This is a genomic window from Sphingobacterium daejeonense (assembly GCF_901472535.1).
GTDB classification, from domain to species: domain Bacteria; phylum Bacteroidota; class Bacteroidia; order Sphingobacteriales; family Sphingobacteriaceae; genus Sphingobacterium; species Sphingobacterium daejeonense.
Map to the genome: position 1 here is coordinate 3,240,956 of NZ_LR590470.1, position 16,072 is coordinate 3,257,027.

At 37.0% G+C, this 16,072-nt stretch carries 13 protein-coding genes; 6 read left to right on the top strand and 7 right to left on the bottom strand.

The genetic code is table 11. The annotated features are described in order from the left end of the window. Nucleotides 1-260: 260 nt before the first annotated feature. The 4 genes from FGL31_RS23785 to FGL31_RS15770 are packed head-to-tail and all read right to left on the bottom strand — an operon-like array spanning nt 261 to nt 4,461. Nucleotides 261-740, bottom strand: a complete 480-nt coding sequence (locus tag FGL31_RS23785) for a RagB/SusD family nutrient uptake outer membrane protein (protein ID WP_197734295.1) — start codon at nt 738-740, stop codon at nt 261-263. Continuing rightward, nucleotides 703-1,797, bottom strand: a complete 1,095-nt coding sequence (locus FGL31_RS15760) for a RagB/SusD family nutrient uptake outer membrane protein (protein WP_197734296.1) — start codon at nt 1,795-1,797, stop codon at nt 703-705. The genes FGL31_RS23785 and FGL31_RS15760 overlap by 38 nt, the downstream gene beginning before the upstream one ends. Before the next feature lie 11 nt (nt 1,798-1,808). After that, nucleotides 1,809-3,605, bottom strand: coding sequence for a SusC/RagA family TonB-linked outer membrane protein (locus tag FGL31_RS15765; protein ID WP_171017698.1), 1,797 nt, complete (start codon nt 3,603-3,605; stop codon nt 1,809-1,811). Beyond that, the gene (locus tag FGL31_RS15770) at nt 3,559-4,461 is read right to left on the bottom strand and encodes a TonB-dependent receptor plug domain-containing protein (protein ID WP_138092827.1); all 903 of its coding nucleotides are present in this window, start codon (nt 4,459-4,461) and stop codon (nt 3,559-3,561) included. Before FGL31_RS15770 ends, FGL31_RS15765 begins: the two co-directional genes overlap by 47 nt. A 964-nt stretch (nt 4,462-5,425) precedes the next feature. Here FGL31_RS15770 and FGL31_RS15775 point away from each other — a divergent pair. The 6 genes from FGL31_RS15775 to FGL31_RS15795 all read left to right on the top strand — a co-directional run bounded on the left by FGL31_RS15775 (nt 5,426) and on the right by FGL31_RS15795 (nt 10,073). Then, nucleotides 5,426-6,256 carry a helix-turn-helix transcriptional regulator gene (locus FGL31_RS15775; protein ID WP_138092829.1) on the top strand — a complete coding sequence of 277 codons (831 nt, stop codon included), beginning with the start codon at nt 5,426-5,428 and terminating at the stop codon, nt 6,254-6,256. 132 nt (nt 6,257-6,388) lie between these two features. Continuing rightward, on the top strand, nt 6,389-7,237 hold the full coding sequence (gene ygiD, locus FGL31_RS15780) for a 4,5-DOPA-extradiol-dioxygenase (RefSeq protein ID WP_232046817.1): 849 nt from the start codon (nt 6,389-6,391) through the stop codon (nt 7,235-7,237). Between the two features lie 312 nt (nt 7,238-7,549). Beyond that, a complete protein-coding gene (locus tag FGL31_RS15785; RefSeq protein ID WP_138092831.1) occupies nt 7,550-7,963 on the top strand; it encodes a hypothetical protein in 414 nt (137 codons plus the stop codon). A gap of 180 nt (nt 7,964-8,143) precedes the next feature. Then, on the top strand, nt 8,144-8,704 hold the full coding sequence (locus tag FGL31_RS15790; protein WP_262709140.1) for a family 43 glycosylhydrolase: 561 nt from the start codon (nt 8,144-8,146) through the stop codon (nt 8,702-8,704). A 55-nt stretch (nt 8,705-8,759) separates the two neighbouring features. After that, nucleotides 8,760-8,990: a family 43 glycosylhydrolase gene (locus FGL31_RS28165; protein ID WP_262709141.1), complete on the top strand. Its 231-nt coding sequence runs from the start codon at nt 8,760-8,762 to the stop codon at nt 8,988-8,990. Nucleotides 8,991-9,197: 207 nt separating this feature from the next. Beyond that, a complete protein-coding gene (locus FGL31_RS15795) occupies nt 9,198-10,073 on the top strand; it encodes a DUF72 domain-containing protein (RefSeq protein WP_138092833.1) in 876 nt (291 codons plus the stop codon). Nucleotides 10,074-10,098: 25 nt separating this feature from the next. Here FGL31_RS15795 and FGL31_RS15800 read toward each other — a convergent pair whose 3' ends face one another. The 3 genes from FGL31_RS15800 to infB form a co-directional block, all read right to left on the bottom strand. Beyond that, the gene (locus FGL31_RS15800) at nt 10,099-11,760 is read right to left on the bottom strand and encodes a PNGase F N-terminal domain-containing protein (RefSeq protein WP_138092835.1); all 1,662 of its coding nucleotides are present in this window, start codon (nt 11,758-11,760) and stop codon (nt 10,099-10,101) included. 3 nt (nt 11,761-11,763) lie between these two features. Next, the gene (locus tag FGL31_RS15805) at nt 11,764-12,843 is read right to left on the bottom strand and encodes a ferredoxin--NADP reductase (protein WP_232046818.1); all 1,080 of its coding nucleotides are present in this window, start codon (nt 12,841-12,843) and stop codon (nt 11,764-11,766) included. 92 nt (nt 12,844-12,935) lie between these two features. Beyond that, on the bottom strand, nt 12,936-16,055 hold the full coding sequence (infB, locus tag FGL31_RS15810; RefSeq protein WP_138092837.1) for a translation initiation factor IF-2: 3,120 nt from the start codon (nt 16,053-16,055) through the stop codon (nt 12,936-12,938). Nucleotides 16,056-16,072: the final 17 nt, after the last annotated feature.

The window sequence follows — 16,072 nt, forward strand, 5'->3', positions numbered from 1 at the left end:
TGAAAAATTAAGAGATTTTTATATCAAAACACCAATATTAAAATTATAAAATAGAATTTACATAGGTATATATATTTTATTTGGCAAAATATCAACATAAAACTTATTAATAATCTTAATTTCTTGATAAATCATGGACAGAAATCAATGTATAAAAATATTTTCAAACAATTAACCCAAAAAAGAAGGCCAGAATTCAGTTTTTTTTCTGAAAATCTGGCCTTTTAACTAAACAAACTAATTACTAAACTAGAATCCTATTAATATCCTTTGTTTTGTGTCAACAATTTATTCAACTGTAGTTCTAAATATGGAATCGGAAAAATTAATCTATCCTGATTTAAGTTATAGGAATTACTAGCAAGATAGCCGTACTTCGCCTTCATTTCTACGCCATGTGCGTTGATCACCTCTATTGCTTTGCCAGTTCTTACCAGATCATGCCACCTATGGTTTTCAAATGCAAGCTCTACTCTCCTTTCCTTTTGAATGGCATTAGCTAGCTGTGTTTTGTTGGTCGTATTTACTAATGGAAGACTGGCTCCTGCGCGTTTGCGAACCATATTCAGATAAGTCAATGCTTCTCCACTGGCTCCCGTTTCGTTCAGAGCTTCTGACAGCATCAACAATACATTTGAATAGCGATACACAGGCCAGTTATCATCTGTATTTCTTTCTCGGCTATGAGCGTGCAGATATTTTTTAATAAACGGCTTGGAGATTTTTCCGGCTGGGGTCACATATCCTGCGCTTTGTTTTTACAGATTGAATAACAAAACTTCCGTCACTTCCGATTACACCCTCCGCAATACCAATGGAAGCATTTTTTCTTGTATCACCGTTTTCATAAGCACGCATCATATCATCTGTAGGCACATTGAATCCACCATAGTTTAGCGTGTTTGATACTACTCCAGTGATCAATTCTACATTATTTGATTTTGGAATGAACCAATATGAAAACATACTTTGTTGACCTTGGTCGCCCATCATAAATTGAATTTCAAAGATTGACTCAGCGTTGTTTTTATTGCTGGTCTCAAAAATGCTTGAGTAGACTGGCAACAATGAATAACCCATTGTTGTTACAGATTTTAAAAGAGGCAATGCATTTGTAAAATCCTTTCTCGTCATATAGATTTCTGCCAACAGAGTGCTTGCAGAACCTTTGCTAACCCTTCCATTTTGGGGAAATTTGGGATTTTCTAATTTCGCTATTGCGTCTTTAGCATCCTCAATAATTACTTTATAAACATCTTCAACAGATGATTTCGCCAAAAAAGCATCATCCTCTTTTTTCACTTCTGTTAAATAGAGTGGGACTTCTCCGAAATAGCGAACAAGGTTAAAATAAAAATATGCTCTTAAAAACTTGGTTTCACCAAGAATCCTGTTCTTAGCGGTTTCATCAATACTAGCTTCGGCAATCCGGTCAATAATGGTATTTGCACGTGCTATTCCTGCATAGCAAGTGTTAAAATAACCATTCGTCCATTGATTCTGGGAATCATCTAAGATATCATCAATGTTTTCCCTTCTTACAATATGAATACCCCTATCAGGAGCGTAGTAATCGTAATGGGTATTATCAGAACGCATTTCACCCATTAAAAAACCACTTTCCCAGACTGTGCTTCTCAACACAGCATATACTCCAGATAATGCCTGGTTAAACTGTTCTTCAGTTTCAAAAAAATCGTTTGCACTTAATTCAGAATCCGGAGTAAGATTTAAGAAGTCATCTGAACATGATGTAAATGCCAGCGCAGTAGCGAATAAAATATATCTAAGTTTCATAATTTTAATAATTAAAATCCAACATTTAATCCAATAGTATATGTTCTAGGAATAGGGTAAGCAGTTTGATCAATACCCAAAGACAATGGATTAATACCACTTGTACTTACTTCAGGGTTAGCATAAGGATATTTAGTCCACAAAAATGCTTCTTGTACACTTCCGTAAACCCTGAGAGATCTGATGTAATCTGATTTGAATTCGAATGTTTTACCGATGGTAATGTTCTTAAGGTTTAGGTAATCTGCATCAAATACCCAACGCGAATTATTAAATCTATACAATTCAGTGGTACCTGTTAAAGTTCTTGGTACTTGCCCATTTCCTGGATCTTCCTCAGATCTCCACATTTGCAACATTTCTTTACGCATATTGAACACCCCATCTAGATTTTCGATATTTTCGAATGTCGCTGCCATTGTTTTTGCACCAACTGACCCTGTAAAAAGAATACCTAAATCCCAGCTTTTATAACGGAAAGTATTATTAAAACCAAAAATGAAATCTGGATTAGGATCTCCCAAGAAAGTCCTATCGTCGATATCAATAACACCATCGTTATTCAAATCTTTCATTCTTGCAGTTCCAACTTTTGAAGAAATATGTTTTGGCTGAGAGTCGAATTCCGCCTGGTTCATGTAAACCCCATCAAAAATATATCCGTAGAATTGACCAATAGGGTGACCAACCTGCGTACGGTTAAAATCACCTTGGTTACTGTAACCACCAATTGGAGTATCATTAGTACCTAATTTCACTACTTCATTTCTATTGAAAGAAATATTGAAATCTGAGTTCCATGTAAAGTCACCTCTATTCATGATATTAGCATCAACTGACAATTCATGCCCCCAGAATTTGAATGCACCAACGTTTGTTGAAATTGCAGAGAAGCCTGAAGCTCTTGGTAACTCGACAGGATACAACATACCATCTGTTACCTTGTGGTAATAGTCATAATGTAGATTTATTCGGTTTTGGAATAAAGACAAGTCAAAACCAATATCCCATTGATCAGTTTTCTCCCAACTTAATAAGGTATTACCTAAAGATGTGATTGAAAGACCTTGACTTAGGGCTCCTCCAAACACATAGTTTGTCGTACCCATCATAGCTATAGAAGTGTAGTTACCAATGTTGTTGTTTCCTACCAGACCATAACTAGCTCTTAATTTCAACATAGAAATCGTAGGATGATCCCTCAAGAAGTCTTCATTGGACACTAACCAGCCCACAGAGACTGAAGGAAATGAACCCCATTTTTTATCAGCACCAAATCGGGAAGAACCATCACGACGCATCGCTGCTGATACTAAATATTTTCCTTTGTAATCATAATTTAATCTGGCGATCAAGGATTCGATGGTCCAAGAAGCCGTGTTACTTCCAGAAGCAGTTACTGTTGCACCAGCAGACAACCATGGAATATCATCGTTAGGAAAATCCGTTTTACTCAACCATCCACCTTGCGTCATATAACGTTGAGTGGTATAACCAACTAATGCGTCGAAATTATGGTCATTAATTGATTTGTTGTATGTCAATACATTTTCATTCAACCAAGAATAGTAGTTACCTGTATTATAAGCACCTGTTGCTTTTTGAGGTGGAGCTACGAAAAGTCCCCCACCCGCTGTTGATGGCACGAAGTTCTGTTGAACATTATTTCCCAAGTCATAATCCGCTCTTGTAGCAAAGTTTAAATTATCCCAAATATTGATTTTTGCAGATACATTACCCAGGATCCTAAATCTTTTATAGTTATCTTGTTTCTCTTGTAAAACTCTTAAACCAGTTAGGATTAGCAAACATACCATACGTATTTGTAGTCAATGGCAATGATCCATCAGCGTTTATAGCTGGAGAAATTGGACTAGTAATAAATGCACCATCAATTACCTGGCGTTGTCCATCTGTATTGATCAATGTATTGTGATCTAATTGAAGAGATGGAGCCACATTAAAGCCTAAAGTCACCCTTTTGTTCGGTCTATATTCTGTATTAGCACGGAATGAATATCTTTGGTAACCCGTGTTCAACAAAATACCTTTTTGGTTGAAATATCCGGCAGTAACGCCCACACTTACCTTTTCACTATTTCCCAAAACAGATAGTGAATAATTTTGAATAGGTGCTCCTGGATCGAATAAAACATCAAACCAATCGGTTCCTTCACCGTATTGTTCTGGATTTTTGTAGTCATCAGGGATTTCAGCTTTTCCAGTTGCGGGAAGAACCCATTTCTCATATTTGATTTTATCTTCGTAGAACATTTTTTGCCATTGCGCAAACTCCGTTGCATTCATAACATCAGGTCTACCTCGATTTGGAAGGTATTGTGCTCCGTAATAGGTATTAAAATCTACCATCACCCCTTCTGATTTACCTTTTTTGGTTGTGATAAGAACCACTCCATTAGCTGCTCTTGAACCATATAATGCGGTTGCAGAAGCATCTTTTAATACTGAAAAAGACTCGATTTCATCTGGGTTGATATTGTTGATATCCCCAGTAATAGCTTGTCCATCCACAACATACAAAGGGGTATTACCGGCGTTCATAGAGGCTGCACCACGAATTCTCACAGCCATACCCTGTCCTGGTCTACCATTTACTTGAGTAACCTGAGCACCTGCTATTCGGCCTGAAGTTTTTGTGTGAATTGTCCTACAGGCAGGTCTTTTGCTTTGGCTGCGTCCATCTCAGCAATAGCGCCTGTGATTTTTGATTTCTGCTGTGTACCATAACTGACAACGACTACTTCGTCGATTTGCTCATCTCCTTTTTGGAGTGTTACACTGAGGTTTTGAGATGTGATCTTGACAACTGAAACCTGATAGCCAATTAAGGAAAATTTTAAATCCGAGTCTAATGGCGCCCTCTATAGTAAATTGTCCAGAAGCGTCAGATTTAGTTGATTTACCAGTACTAATCGAGGTGATAGTAACATCAGAGAGTGGTCCGTCGCTATCCCTAACTGTACCTTTGATTTCTTGTAGCCCCTGAGCATATCCAAAGCTCAGCAAACAAGTCCATATTATCATAATAATAAATGGAACCTTTTTTAAGTAGGTTTTTCTCATAAAAGTATAGGTTAAGTTTAATTAAAAAGTTAATGTTTATTCTATAACTCACAAGAAACCATTCCAAAGAATTGGGTATAATTCAGATATTCCGAATTGAATTTGTTCAATCTATGTTATGCTTTCCTAGGTTTATGTTGGATATCAAATTGAGTTTACACTCAACATGAGTTTATAATTTACTTGATAAAACTATTATTTTAATATTACTCCACTATCCTGTACTTTCATGCGCTTAATGGCGCTTAACAAACAATAATTGAGCTAATTCCATAATTTTGCAAACCATTAACAACAAAAAATTCTTTATTTTTAAGCGTGTTCATAACAAGAAAAAAATAATTTAATTTTCAAGAAGCACCTTAAACAATTCTGCCTGCCTGAGGTTTTATAATGAATTATCATGGTTTAATCACTGTAGACTTTTATTCAAACCTTATCCTACATTAAGAATTCGAAAACTGATTAATAGTATAATCATATAGGTAAATTTTTGGGGATGATAAATTTGAGGAATTATTTTATTGTATCTTACATCTAACATATGAATGAATTATTCAAAATATACAAAGTAGACAATAGAGAGGCAGAATATATTCAATCTCAGGCCAATGATCCACATCATCATGAGTTTGAGGAATTGATTATTGGCATCAAAGGCAGGATTGATCATTTCATAGATTTTAAAAGTGAAACCTATGTGGCTCCATTTGCAAGTTTTGTGAGTCGGGGAAAAATTCACCGCGTAGTACCCCTACTCGAAAATGGCGATTGCGACTTTTGGGTTTTAAGGTTTAAGAATGAATTTATTCCGGAAACAACATTTAATCTTTATGCATATTTCCACGACCATGCCAACCTTCAATTCGAGCATGGCCGTTGCTTTGAGAGAATAAACTTACTATGCAGTATGATCCAAGAGGAAATGACGCAGGCAAAACCTGAGTTGGCGGTTGTGAGAGAACTATTAACAACATTATTTGCCATGATAGAATCTGAAAGGCAAAAACAATTCCCAGACTATCAAAACCTCTATAAAAATCAGGATATCACCTTTAAGAACTTTTTGAATATTCTTGAAGAGAATTACAAGCGTCCGGAAGGTGTAAATTATTATGCTGAAAAATTGTTTATGAGCGCCAGAAATTTAAACAGCATCACGCAAAGCATCTTGCAACAAACAGTTTCCGAAATTATTGAAACAAGAAAACTTATAGAAGCAAAGAATTTGTTGATTAGCACCAATAAAACTATATCCGAGATAGGCTTTGAACTTGGTTATTCTGACAAGGCATACTTCACAAGTGTTTTCAAAAAGAAATCTGGCCAAACCCCAACAGAGTTTAGGGAGGAAATGGGAAAACTCATTTCCTAATTTTTATACTTTTCTTCCAAATTTTCATACCTCCTACTCTCCTTTACTTCCGATATTTGTATTATAAACTGGAAAGGAGTTTATCATTATGGATGATATGACTAGAAAACAATTTTAGCAGCAGCAGCGACATTGCCATTGGCAGGAGCTGCCGTTAAACTGAAATCATTAAATAAATTTATTGATGGTTTGAATAATACGAGCAATATGCCGGTTTTATTCCTTGGGCATGGAAGTCCTATGAATGCCATCGAGGATAACGAATTTGTACAGGGATTTAAGAACATAAGTAAGGAAATTGAAAAACCTACGGCAATATTGGTTATTTCAGCTCATTGGGAAACCAAAGGTACCTTTGTTACAGCTATGGAAAATCCGGTTACCATCCATGACTTTGGAGGGTTTCCACAAGAACTATTTGATGTTCAATATCCAGCACCAGGATCTTCAGAATTAGCGGCTGCTGTCCAGGATATCGTTACGAGCAAAGATGTTCATTTGGATGACAAGTGGGGTTTAGATCATGGCTCATGGTCTGTTGTGAAACATTTGTATCCTCATGCAGATGTTCCCATTATCCAAATGAGTATTGATTATAGCATGCCTGCTTCACATCATTATGCTTTGGCCAAGGAATTAGCAGCATTGCGTAAAAAAGGAGTTTTGATCATTGGTTCTGGTAATAATGTCCACAACTTAAGAATGGTGTCATGGAAACATTTGAATACTGTAGGCTATGCATTTGATTGGGCTCAGGAAGCAAACGAAAAAATGAAAGGTTATATTTTGGATGGTAATCACCAACCTTTAATAGATTTCGATAAACAAGGTCATGCCTTTGATATGGCGATTCCTACCCCAGAGCATTATTTACCCATGATATATGCATTGGCTTTACAAGAAAAAAACGAAGATTTGATGATTTTCAATGATGCAGCAGTAGCTGGTGCATTAACGATGACATCATTTAAAATCGGATAAAGATATCACACTACCTATTACTTTTACCTAAGCTGCCGGAATTTCTGGCAGCTTTTCTTTTTTAGATATTCTTAACCATTGCAAAAACAAGTTCTTTGTCTACACCGTATTTTGTGTTCCACAGATACTATAATTTTCAAAAATTAATTTTTTTCACCGAAGATTAATAATTCCACAAGTTTTCACCGAATTAATATTGGTCTTTACCGAGTTATAAAAGAGACTTGCCTAGTCTCTATGTTCGCGATTTGATATTACATATACCTTTGAATCAAACAATTAACATAATCAATCACAAAAAAATTATAAGTCATGAAAACGCTAATCACTCTAATCGCAACTACAATTTTTACTCTTTTAAGTTCATTTGTATTCGCAAATACAAAACCAGAACCTGTAAAATTCATTAAGGTAGAAACTATTATCGACCATTACATCGATGCTACTAATAACGGTGAGACCGCTTTGCTTAAGCATCTTTTTACCGATGATTTTAAATATGCTACACCAAACAATGGCCAACGTGAGATGATCGGTCGCACAGCATTGATCGAATATTTAAAGAAAAATAAAGGTGTTAAGTTAGATGCTGAAACAGAATATGCTTTTGTTGAAAAAAACGAAGATTGCAGTATAGTAAAAATTACAACCGATTCGGACAATTTCAAAGGTTTGATTACGTCACTCTTTGCAACAGCAAAGATGGTTGGAAAATCAGTAATGTAACGGTTACTTATCCTGGAAAATAGATATTTCATAAGTTTAGTTTAATAGTTTTTTATCTGAAGGTATAACGAGGAGTTATACCTTTTTTTAATGCGTAACATTCTTGCTAAAACCAATTAGGATAGGATATTATTTCAATAATTATTCTTAATTTCAAGCTTCATAAACCTGTTACTTTAAATGAAAAACATATTATTTTCTCTCACGACTATCGGCTTGTTGTTCACCAGTAATTGTGAGGCTCAACAGAATCCTGTATTCAAAGGATGGTACGCTGATCCTGAAGCTATAATTTATAATAATGAATATTGGATTTTCCCAACATATTCAGCTCCTTATGAGCAACAGACTCATTTTGATGCCTTTTCATCAAAAGATTTGGTAAACTGGAAGAAACATCCAAGTATTATTGACAATAAGGAAGTGAAATGGGCTGAAAAAGCAATGTGGGCACCAAGTGTAATTGAAAAAGGTGGAAAATATTATTTCTTTTTTGCAGCCAATGATGTTCACGAAGGTGAAATAGGCGGTATTGGTGTAGCTGTTGCTGATAGACCAGAAGGACCATACAAGGATTTATTGGGAAAACCCCTGATAAATGATATCGTACATGGAGCTCAACCCATAGACCAGTATGTATTTAGAGACAAGGATGGTCAGCATTATATGTTTTATGGCGGCTGGGGTCATTGTAATGTGGTGAAATTAGCTGATGATTTTAAAAGCTTAGTACCATTTTGAGGATGGAACTATTTATAAGGAAGTTACTCCCGAAAACTATGTTGAAGGGCCAACGATGTTTATTAAAGATGGAAAATATTACTTCATGTGGTCAGAAGGTGGATGGACTGGTCCTGATTATAAAGTAGCTTATGCTATTGCCGACAATCCCCTGGGACCTTTTAAAAGAATAGGAACAATTCTAGAAAAAGACCCAAATGTTGCAAAAGGTGCTGGTCACCATTCTGTGATTAAAATCCCTAATGAGGAGAAATATTACATTGTCTACCAACAGAAGACCTCTTGATAAAGAAAAATCGTTTGAACGAGAAACTTGTATAGATGAAATGATTTTTGATGAAAAATGGCCATATAAAGCCTGTAAAAATGACGTTTGAAGGTGTTAAGCATGTTTTAAAATAAACAGAATGATATCCATATGAAAGCCATTTTCTGAAGCTCAGAAATGGCTTCTTTTTTAAATACCTTATATTAGCTGCTCAACAAATAGCTTATGAAATTCGGAAAAGTAGAAGACCCAAGTCAAATAGATTTTTCTTTGCCTGTAACTCCAAAAGAAACTATTCAGTTCTTGAATCAATATAAAAGTGAAGAAGGTTTCGAAATAAATATTGGCTATCCCAAATGGTCTAAAGCTGACCTCAAAGGGTTCTATCCAAGAGGTACTAAAGACGAATTGCGCTATTACTCAGAAGAATTTAATTCCGTAGAATTCAATGGTACGTTTTACAGGTCTCCGAGTAAGGAGCAGGTTCTGATTTGGAAAAACAGAACTTCAGATGATTTTAAGTTTTGTCCTAAATTCACAAACAGTATCAGTCATTATTCCCGATTAAATAATACGGATGAAAAAGTTGCTGCATTTGTAGATTCAACGGTGTTATTTGAAGAAAAATTAGGCATGGGATTTATTCAAATGCCTGAAAACTTTAGACCTAAAGCATTTGACAGACTTGAAGGTTTCTTGAATAGATTTCCCAAAGGTTATCCTCTAGCATTTGAAGTAAGGCATGAGGAGTGGTACAATGACGAACAAACATTAAACAAATACCTTAATCTCTTAAAGAAAACGAATACCACGAACATCATTGTTGACACACCGGGTCGCCGAGATATGTTAAATTTCCGATTGACAACACCTGTTGCTTTTATTAGGTTTGTTTCTTCAACTGATGTAATCGATAAGCTTAGATTATCTGAATGGGTTACTAAAATAAAGGAATGGAAAGAAGTAGGTTTAAAGCAAGTTTATTTTTTTGTACACCAAAAGATTGACCCAGAAACGCCTTTTCTTTCTACTGATTTTGTAAAAGAACTGAATGTACAATTGGGATGCAAACTCCCAATAGCACAAAAAAAGGCGCTTTAAAAACGCCTATTATTTTTTCGAAATTTTATTGATAGACCAGTGCGCCACTGACATTCCAGAAACTGCTGCTCTCTCCTTCTTTAGGTCCCTGAGGAATTTGAATTCGAATGGTATGCTCTCCAGCGGCCAAATCTCCCAATTCTATAAAAACTGGGTTTGTAATGGTTCCCGGGCACCAATTCGAACGGCTCAAGTCTGAAGAAGATAAACCATCGTCAAAATTCCCGCTTACAGGATTGTACAACCTATAGCTTCCACAATCCAGCCTCCAAGGAGTAAATTGCGTTTTTAAAGTACCATCCAGAAATATGCGGTTAGGTTTTGGAACAAACTCATCTCCATTGCCCCAACCTCCATGTCCAGTAGTGATATATCGTAATTTAGCTCCTTTTATATCATTTGGCACATTGAATTTCAGTTCCAATCCTTTCTCAAATGCAAACATTGTTGGATAAGTCTGACCTCCCATTTCCATAATATTTGTAGTATTGAAAAGTGGAAGGATTTTCATGCCATCTGCATAATTCGAACCTCCGGGATGTATGGTTAACTCTAAACTTACTTTATGCCCACCTTTGTCATAGTTCCCTATGTATGTACCTATGTAGATTTCTTTACCAGCCATAACCGATAAAAACTCAGACACATCTTGTCTATAAATCACGCTATCTTGCCAAGTTTTCCCTTTTAAATTCAGCCTATCATTGAAATGTGAAACTCCAAAAGGCGTAAAAAATCTCATTAGTTCCAAAACCGGCGAAAAACCATCTGTCCGTACCATTCCAGGATATTTTGTACCTGCAGAATCTATATAAGCAGGCAAAGTTTCCATACCGTTTTTCATGCCATCTAAAAATGTAGTCTTTTGATCCTCGGCTATTAGAAAAACAGAACCTGTCCTATCATAAGCATCTCCATTAGATTTTTCAACCAGCTGAATAAATGCTTGAGCTCCATTCTCAACCGAAGGAACTTTTACCTTTTTCATGATGACGGTTCCTTCAGCAAATCGCAGAATAGAATCTGACTTAATACCCGGTTGGAAACAAATCTGTGCATCCTGAAAAATAGGAATCTGAATAAATTTGCTCTTCCATAAAACATCTCGATAACTTAACTCATCCAAAAGGTTACTCTCATTAATTTGAGGAAGATCCTTTGGCCATGATTTTAACTTTTCAATTGAAGCGGCGACTAAGCCAGAATTGCCATTTCGGCGATACTCTAAAACCAACCCCAAAGTTTGACCAAGATCATTTGGAGCAGCATTGACCTTCAAGTCATTCGTATATAATAATTCAATCTTGTTAGAATTAACCGAAGTCACTGCCTTCTTAGATTTGTGTTTCAGAATCTCTTTTCCTTGACCTTCATCTTCATACTGATACTTTTTTAAAGTATTACTGTCAACTGTGCTGATCATCTTGGAATCAGACAAATAAGAAATTCTATAAACCAGGTCCTTCGTATAATCATAACTAGAGACTTCTAAGGGATATCTTGGTTGACCTGAAACTTGACTTTCACGAGTTACAATGGATTTACCTCGTGTTGCAAACACCACTATAGGGTCTTGCTTGATCATTGCACCATCTCTGAAATAATGGTAAGTGATCTTATATGTTTCTTGTGCAAAACTTGAATTGCCCAAGCATAAAATCAATAAACAAATTAAAACTCTGATCATTTTCTAAAATACTTCTATAGTTGTCCCATTTTCAAGCGGATGTGATGTACAAATCAAACATCTACCATTATCTACTTCCCTATCTGTCAAAACTTCGTTATAATCCATTCGCACGGCACCTTTGGTAACTTGCGAAATACAAGTACTACACATTCCTGATTTACAAGAATATGGAAGTTTCAATTTATGTTCTAAGCCTACATCCAATACCGTTTTATTATATGGAATGGTTAGCGGATATTCATTGCCTTGGAATTTCAATACAATATCATAGCTGGTCATGTCTACAGGTTCCTCTTCCTTTTCATCGTCGTCTTCTTCCTCTTCTGGAAAATGGAAGGTTTCTCTTTTGATAGTATCTTCCGGAAAGCCCATACCCAACAAGGTAAACCGCACCAAGTCCATATAGAACAAAGGCCCACAGGTATAAAAAACAGCATCCGTAGAACCATTCAATTGCGCTTTCACAAGATCGATGATATACTCCCTATTCAATCTTGCTTTCATAAGATTTTTGGTATTTGACCAAATAAACTCAATATGTAACCTATCTGGATATTTCTCTTGCCACTTTAATAGCTCCTCATAGAAAATTGTCTGTTCTTTAGAACTATTACTATAGACCAAAACAACTTTACTATTGCTTTCAGCAACCAACGCCGATTTCAAAATAGAATAGAGAGGTGTTACACCGACTCCAGCGCCAAATAAAAATATTGTATTTGTATTGTTCTCCGATGGTTCGTAAGTAAAAAGTCCTTGTGGATCCATTACTTGAATTTCTGCTCCTACCTCAGTTCTGTGGTGGAGTAATCTCGAGATTTCACCATTGTCCACTCTTTTTACTGTAATCTCATATGGTTCATCAATAAATGGTGAACTCGAAAACGAGTACGACCGTCTCACTTCACGATCACCAAACTCAAAAGCCAAGGTCAGAAACTGACCAGCCTTATAGGCTGGAAAATTTCCAGATTCATCCTTAAAGCGAATGGAAATATTATGATTAGGTTGTTGAATAATCTCGGATATCCTGAATGTAAACATGGTTCTAAAGATACCACCTTCAAAGAGATTTTTCAAATAGAAAGAGTTGATAGGATATTAAAATTAAGGATAATAAAAAGAGGTTTAGCCATAGACTAAACCTCTGTATTTATTTTGTTGTAAACTGATTAAAGCTTACGTTTTACTTCTACTTGTTCGAATGCTTCCACGATATCTTTTTCTTGGATATCATTGAATCTTTCAATACTCAAACCACACTCATAACCTTGAGATACTTCTTTTACGTCATCTTTGAAACGTTTCAATGAAGCTAACTTACCTGTATGGATAACAACGCCATCCCTGATAATACGGATCTCATTGTTACGGTTGATTTTACCATCCAATACCATACATCCAGCAATTGAGCCAACTTTGGAAATCTTGAACACCTCACGGATTTCAACTTCCGCAACGATTTTCTCTTCAAGTTTCGGAGCCAACATACCTTCCATCGCTGATTTGATCTCTTCAATCGCATCATAGATGATTGAGTACAGACGTATATCGATTTGTTCGTTCTCAGCAAGCTTACGAGCATTTTGAGTAGGACGTACTTGGAAACCGATAATGATCGCATCAGATGCTGAAGCTAACAATACGTCGGATTCTGAAATCGCACCAACTGATTTGTGAATGATATTAACTTGAATCTCATCAGTTGAAAGTTTCAATAATGAATCTGACAATGCCTCGATAGAACCATCCACATCACCTTTAACGATAATATTAAGTTCTTTAAAGTTTCCGATTGCAAGACGTCTACCGATTTCATCCAATGTGATGTGTTTCGTAGCACGCATACCTTGCTCACGCTGAAGTTGTAGACGTTTGTTTGCTACCTGACGAGCTTCAGATTCACTTTCCATAACGTAAAGTTTATCACCCGCTGTTGGAGCACCAGACATACCTAAGATTTGAACTGGCATCGAAGGTCCTGCTTCTTTCACACGCTCACCTCTCTCATTGGTCAAAGCTTTAACCTTACCAGAGTATGAACCTGCAAGAATTGGATCTCCAATTTTCAAAGTACCACCTTGAACTAATACAGTAGTTACAATACCTCTACCTTTATCTAATGCAGCTTCAATTACAGAACCAGCCGCACGTTTTTCAGGGTCAGCATGCAATTCTAATAATTCCGCTTCCAATAATACTTTTTCAAGCAATAGGTCAACATTCTCACCTGTTTTAGCTGAAATCTCTTGAGCTTGGTATTTACCACCCCAATCCTCAACCAAAATATTCATGATTGACAATTGCTCACGGATCTTATCAGCATTTGCTCCTGGTTTATCCACTTTAGTGAATGCGAATACAATAGGTACTCCTGCAGCCATAGCGTGGTTGATTGCTTCTTTTGTTTGAGGCATCACGGCATCATCCGCAGCGATAACGATAATAACGATATCTGTTACTTGAGCACCACGAGCACGCATCGCCGTAAAGGCTTCGTGACCTGGTGTATCCAAGAATGTAATCTTTTTACCACCTTCTAATTGTACTGCATATGCACCGATGTGCTGAGTAATACCACCCGCTTCACCTTTGGTAACATTAGCCTTACGGATATAATCTAGTAATGATGTTTTACCGTGGTCAACGTGACCCATTACAGTTACGATTGGAGCTCTTGGAACTAGACGGCTAGTATTGTCTGCCTCTTCCAATTCTGTAGTCTCTTCATCCTCCGGTTTGATAAATTCTATTTGGAATCCAAATTCGTCAGCAACGATTGCTAAAGTTTCTGCATCCAAACGTTGGTTGATCGACACGAACATACCTAAGCTCATACAAGTTGCAATAACTTGAGTAACCGGAACATCCATTAGATTTGCCAATTCGTTGGCTGTAACGAATTCTGTTACGCGCAATACTTTAGATTGTGCTTCTTGCTCCATTGCTGCCTCTTCTGCTGACAATGCTATATCATCACGTTTTTGGCGGCGCAGTTTCGCACGTTGAGCGAATTTACCAGATTTACCAGCACCACTCAAACGAGCAAGTGTTGCCTTGATTTGATCTTGGATCTCTTTTTCTGAAGGTTCTTCCTTCGGAGTATCAGGCTTTCTGTTTCTATCGTTACGACCTCTATTGTTTCCATGGCGGTCATTGTTAGGATGATTACCACGGTTTGGTCTATTTCCACCTTGGTGAGGAGGACGATTTCCACCATCTTGTCTATTGCCTTGTTGACCTTGACCTTGGTGTTGAGGACGGTTTCCACCATCTTGTCTGTTACCTTGACCTTGACCCTGGCCTTGGCCTTGGTTTTGTCCATAACCACCTTGGTTACCCTGTCCTCCATGCGGAGTATTAGGTTTGTTAGTACGCTTGCGCTTACGCTTGTTGTCTTGATTTCCACCAGCGTTGTTCGATGATGAAGCAACTGGTTTGTGTGGTTTTGCAACAGGTAATTGGATTTTACCAACTACTTTAGGGCCACTTAAGGTTTCCGAGCGAGCGCGTATAACATCGTCAGTCGGTTCTGCTTTTGCAGCAGGCTTTTCAACTTCTATATTTTTTTTCACCTCTACAGGTTGTTTTTCTGTCTTTTCTGATTTCTCAGGTTTTTCAGTATGCTCAGTTTTCTCTGGCTGAGCAGCTTTCTCCGGTTGAACAGGTTTTGCTTGTTGAACTGGTTGTGCAGGTTTTGCAGGCTCCTGAACTACAGGTTTCTTCTCTTCTACTTTCGGTGCTTCTTCTTTTTTCGGTTCTTCTACTGGTTTCGCAACAGGAGCTTCTTCTTTCTTAACCTCTGCCTTTTGAGCAGGTTCTGTTGGTTTCTCGACTTTTTCTTCAGCTTTTGGTGCAGGTTTTCCTCGCTTCAAGCTATCCAAATCGATCTTCCCAACTACTTTAAGTGGAGATGATCCTCCCTCTTCCTTCTTCGGTTCTTCAGCAACAGGTGTAGACTCTGTTGATGCATTATTCTTAATTAAGATTTCTTTAACCTCAGCAGGACTTTCCTTTTCTTCAGTAGATTCAGGGTTTGAGCTTGCTGTGCCTGTGGCTGGACCTTCTTCACGGCGAATCTTGCCGATAACTATTTGTTTAGCCTCGTCTTTAACAATCTTATCACCCTGAAATTCCTTCAAAAGAACCCCATACATCTCAGGGCTCAACTTAGAACTTGGCTTAGAGTCTACATCAAACCCTTTCTTAACCAAATATTCTACCGCTGTGCCTATTCCAATGTTGAGCTCTTTCGCAGCTTTAAGCAAGTTTATACTTTTACCTTCTGTCATCTACTATCTTCTAAATA

What these genes read in the sequence shown, in the direction of transcription:
- FGL31_RS15760 (WP_197734296.1), bottom strand. Translation starts at nt 1,797, where the DNA reads ATGAAACTTAGATATATTTTATTCGCTACTGCGCTGGCATTTACATCA.
- FGL31_RS15775 (WP_138092829.1), top strand. Translation starts at nt 5,426, where the DNA reads ATGAATGAATTATTCAAAATATACAAAGTAGACAATAGAGAGGCAGAA.
- FGL31_RS15785 (WP_138092831.1), top strand. Translation starts at nt 7,550, where the DNA reads ATGAAAACGCTAATCACTCTAATCGCAACTACAATTTTTACTCTTTTA.
- FGL31_RS15790 (WP_262709140.1), top strand. Translation starts at nt 8,144, where the DNA reads ATGAAAAACATATTATTTTCTCTCACGACTATCGGCTTGTTGTTCACC.
- FGL31_RS28165 (WP_262709141.1), top strand. Translation starts at nt 8,760, where the DNA reads ATGTTTATTAAAGATGGAAAATATTACTTCATGTGGTCAGAAGGTGGA.
- FGL31_RS15795 (WP_138092833.1), top strand. Translation starts at nt 9,198, where the DNA reads ATGAAATTCGGAAAAGTAGAAGACCCAAGTCAAATAGATTTTTCTTTG.
- FGL31_RS15800 (WP_138092835.1), bottom strand. Translation starts at nt 11,760, where the DNA reads ATGATCAGAGTTTTAATTTGTTTATTGATTTTATGCTTGGGCAATTCA.
- infB (WP_138092837.1), bottom strand. Translation starts at nt 16,055, where the DNA reads ATGACAGAAGGTAAAAGTATAAACTTGCTTAAAGCTGCGAAAGAGCTC.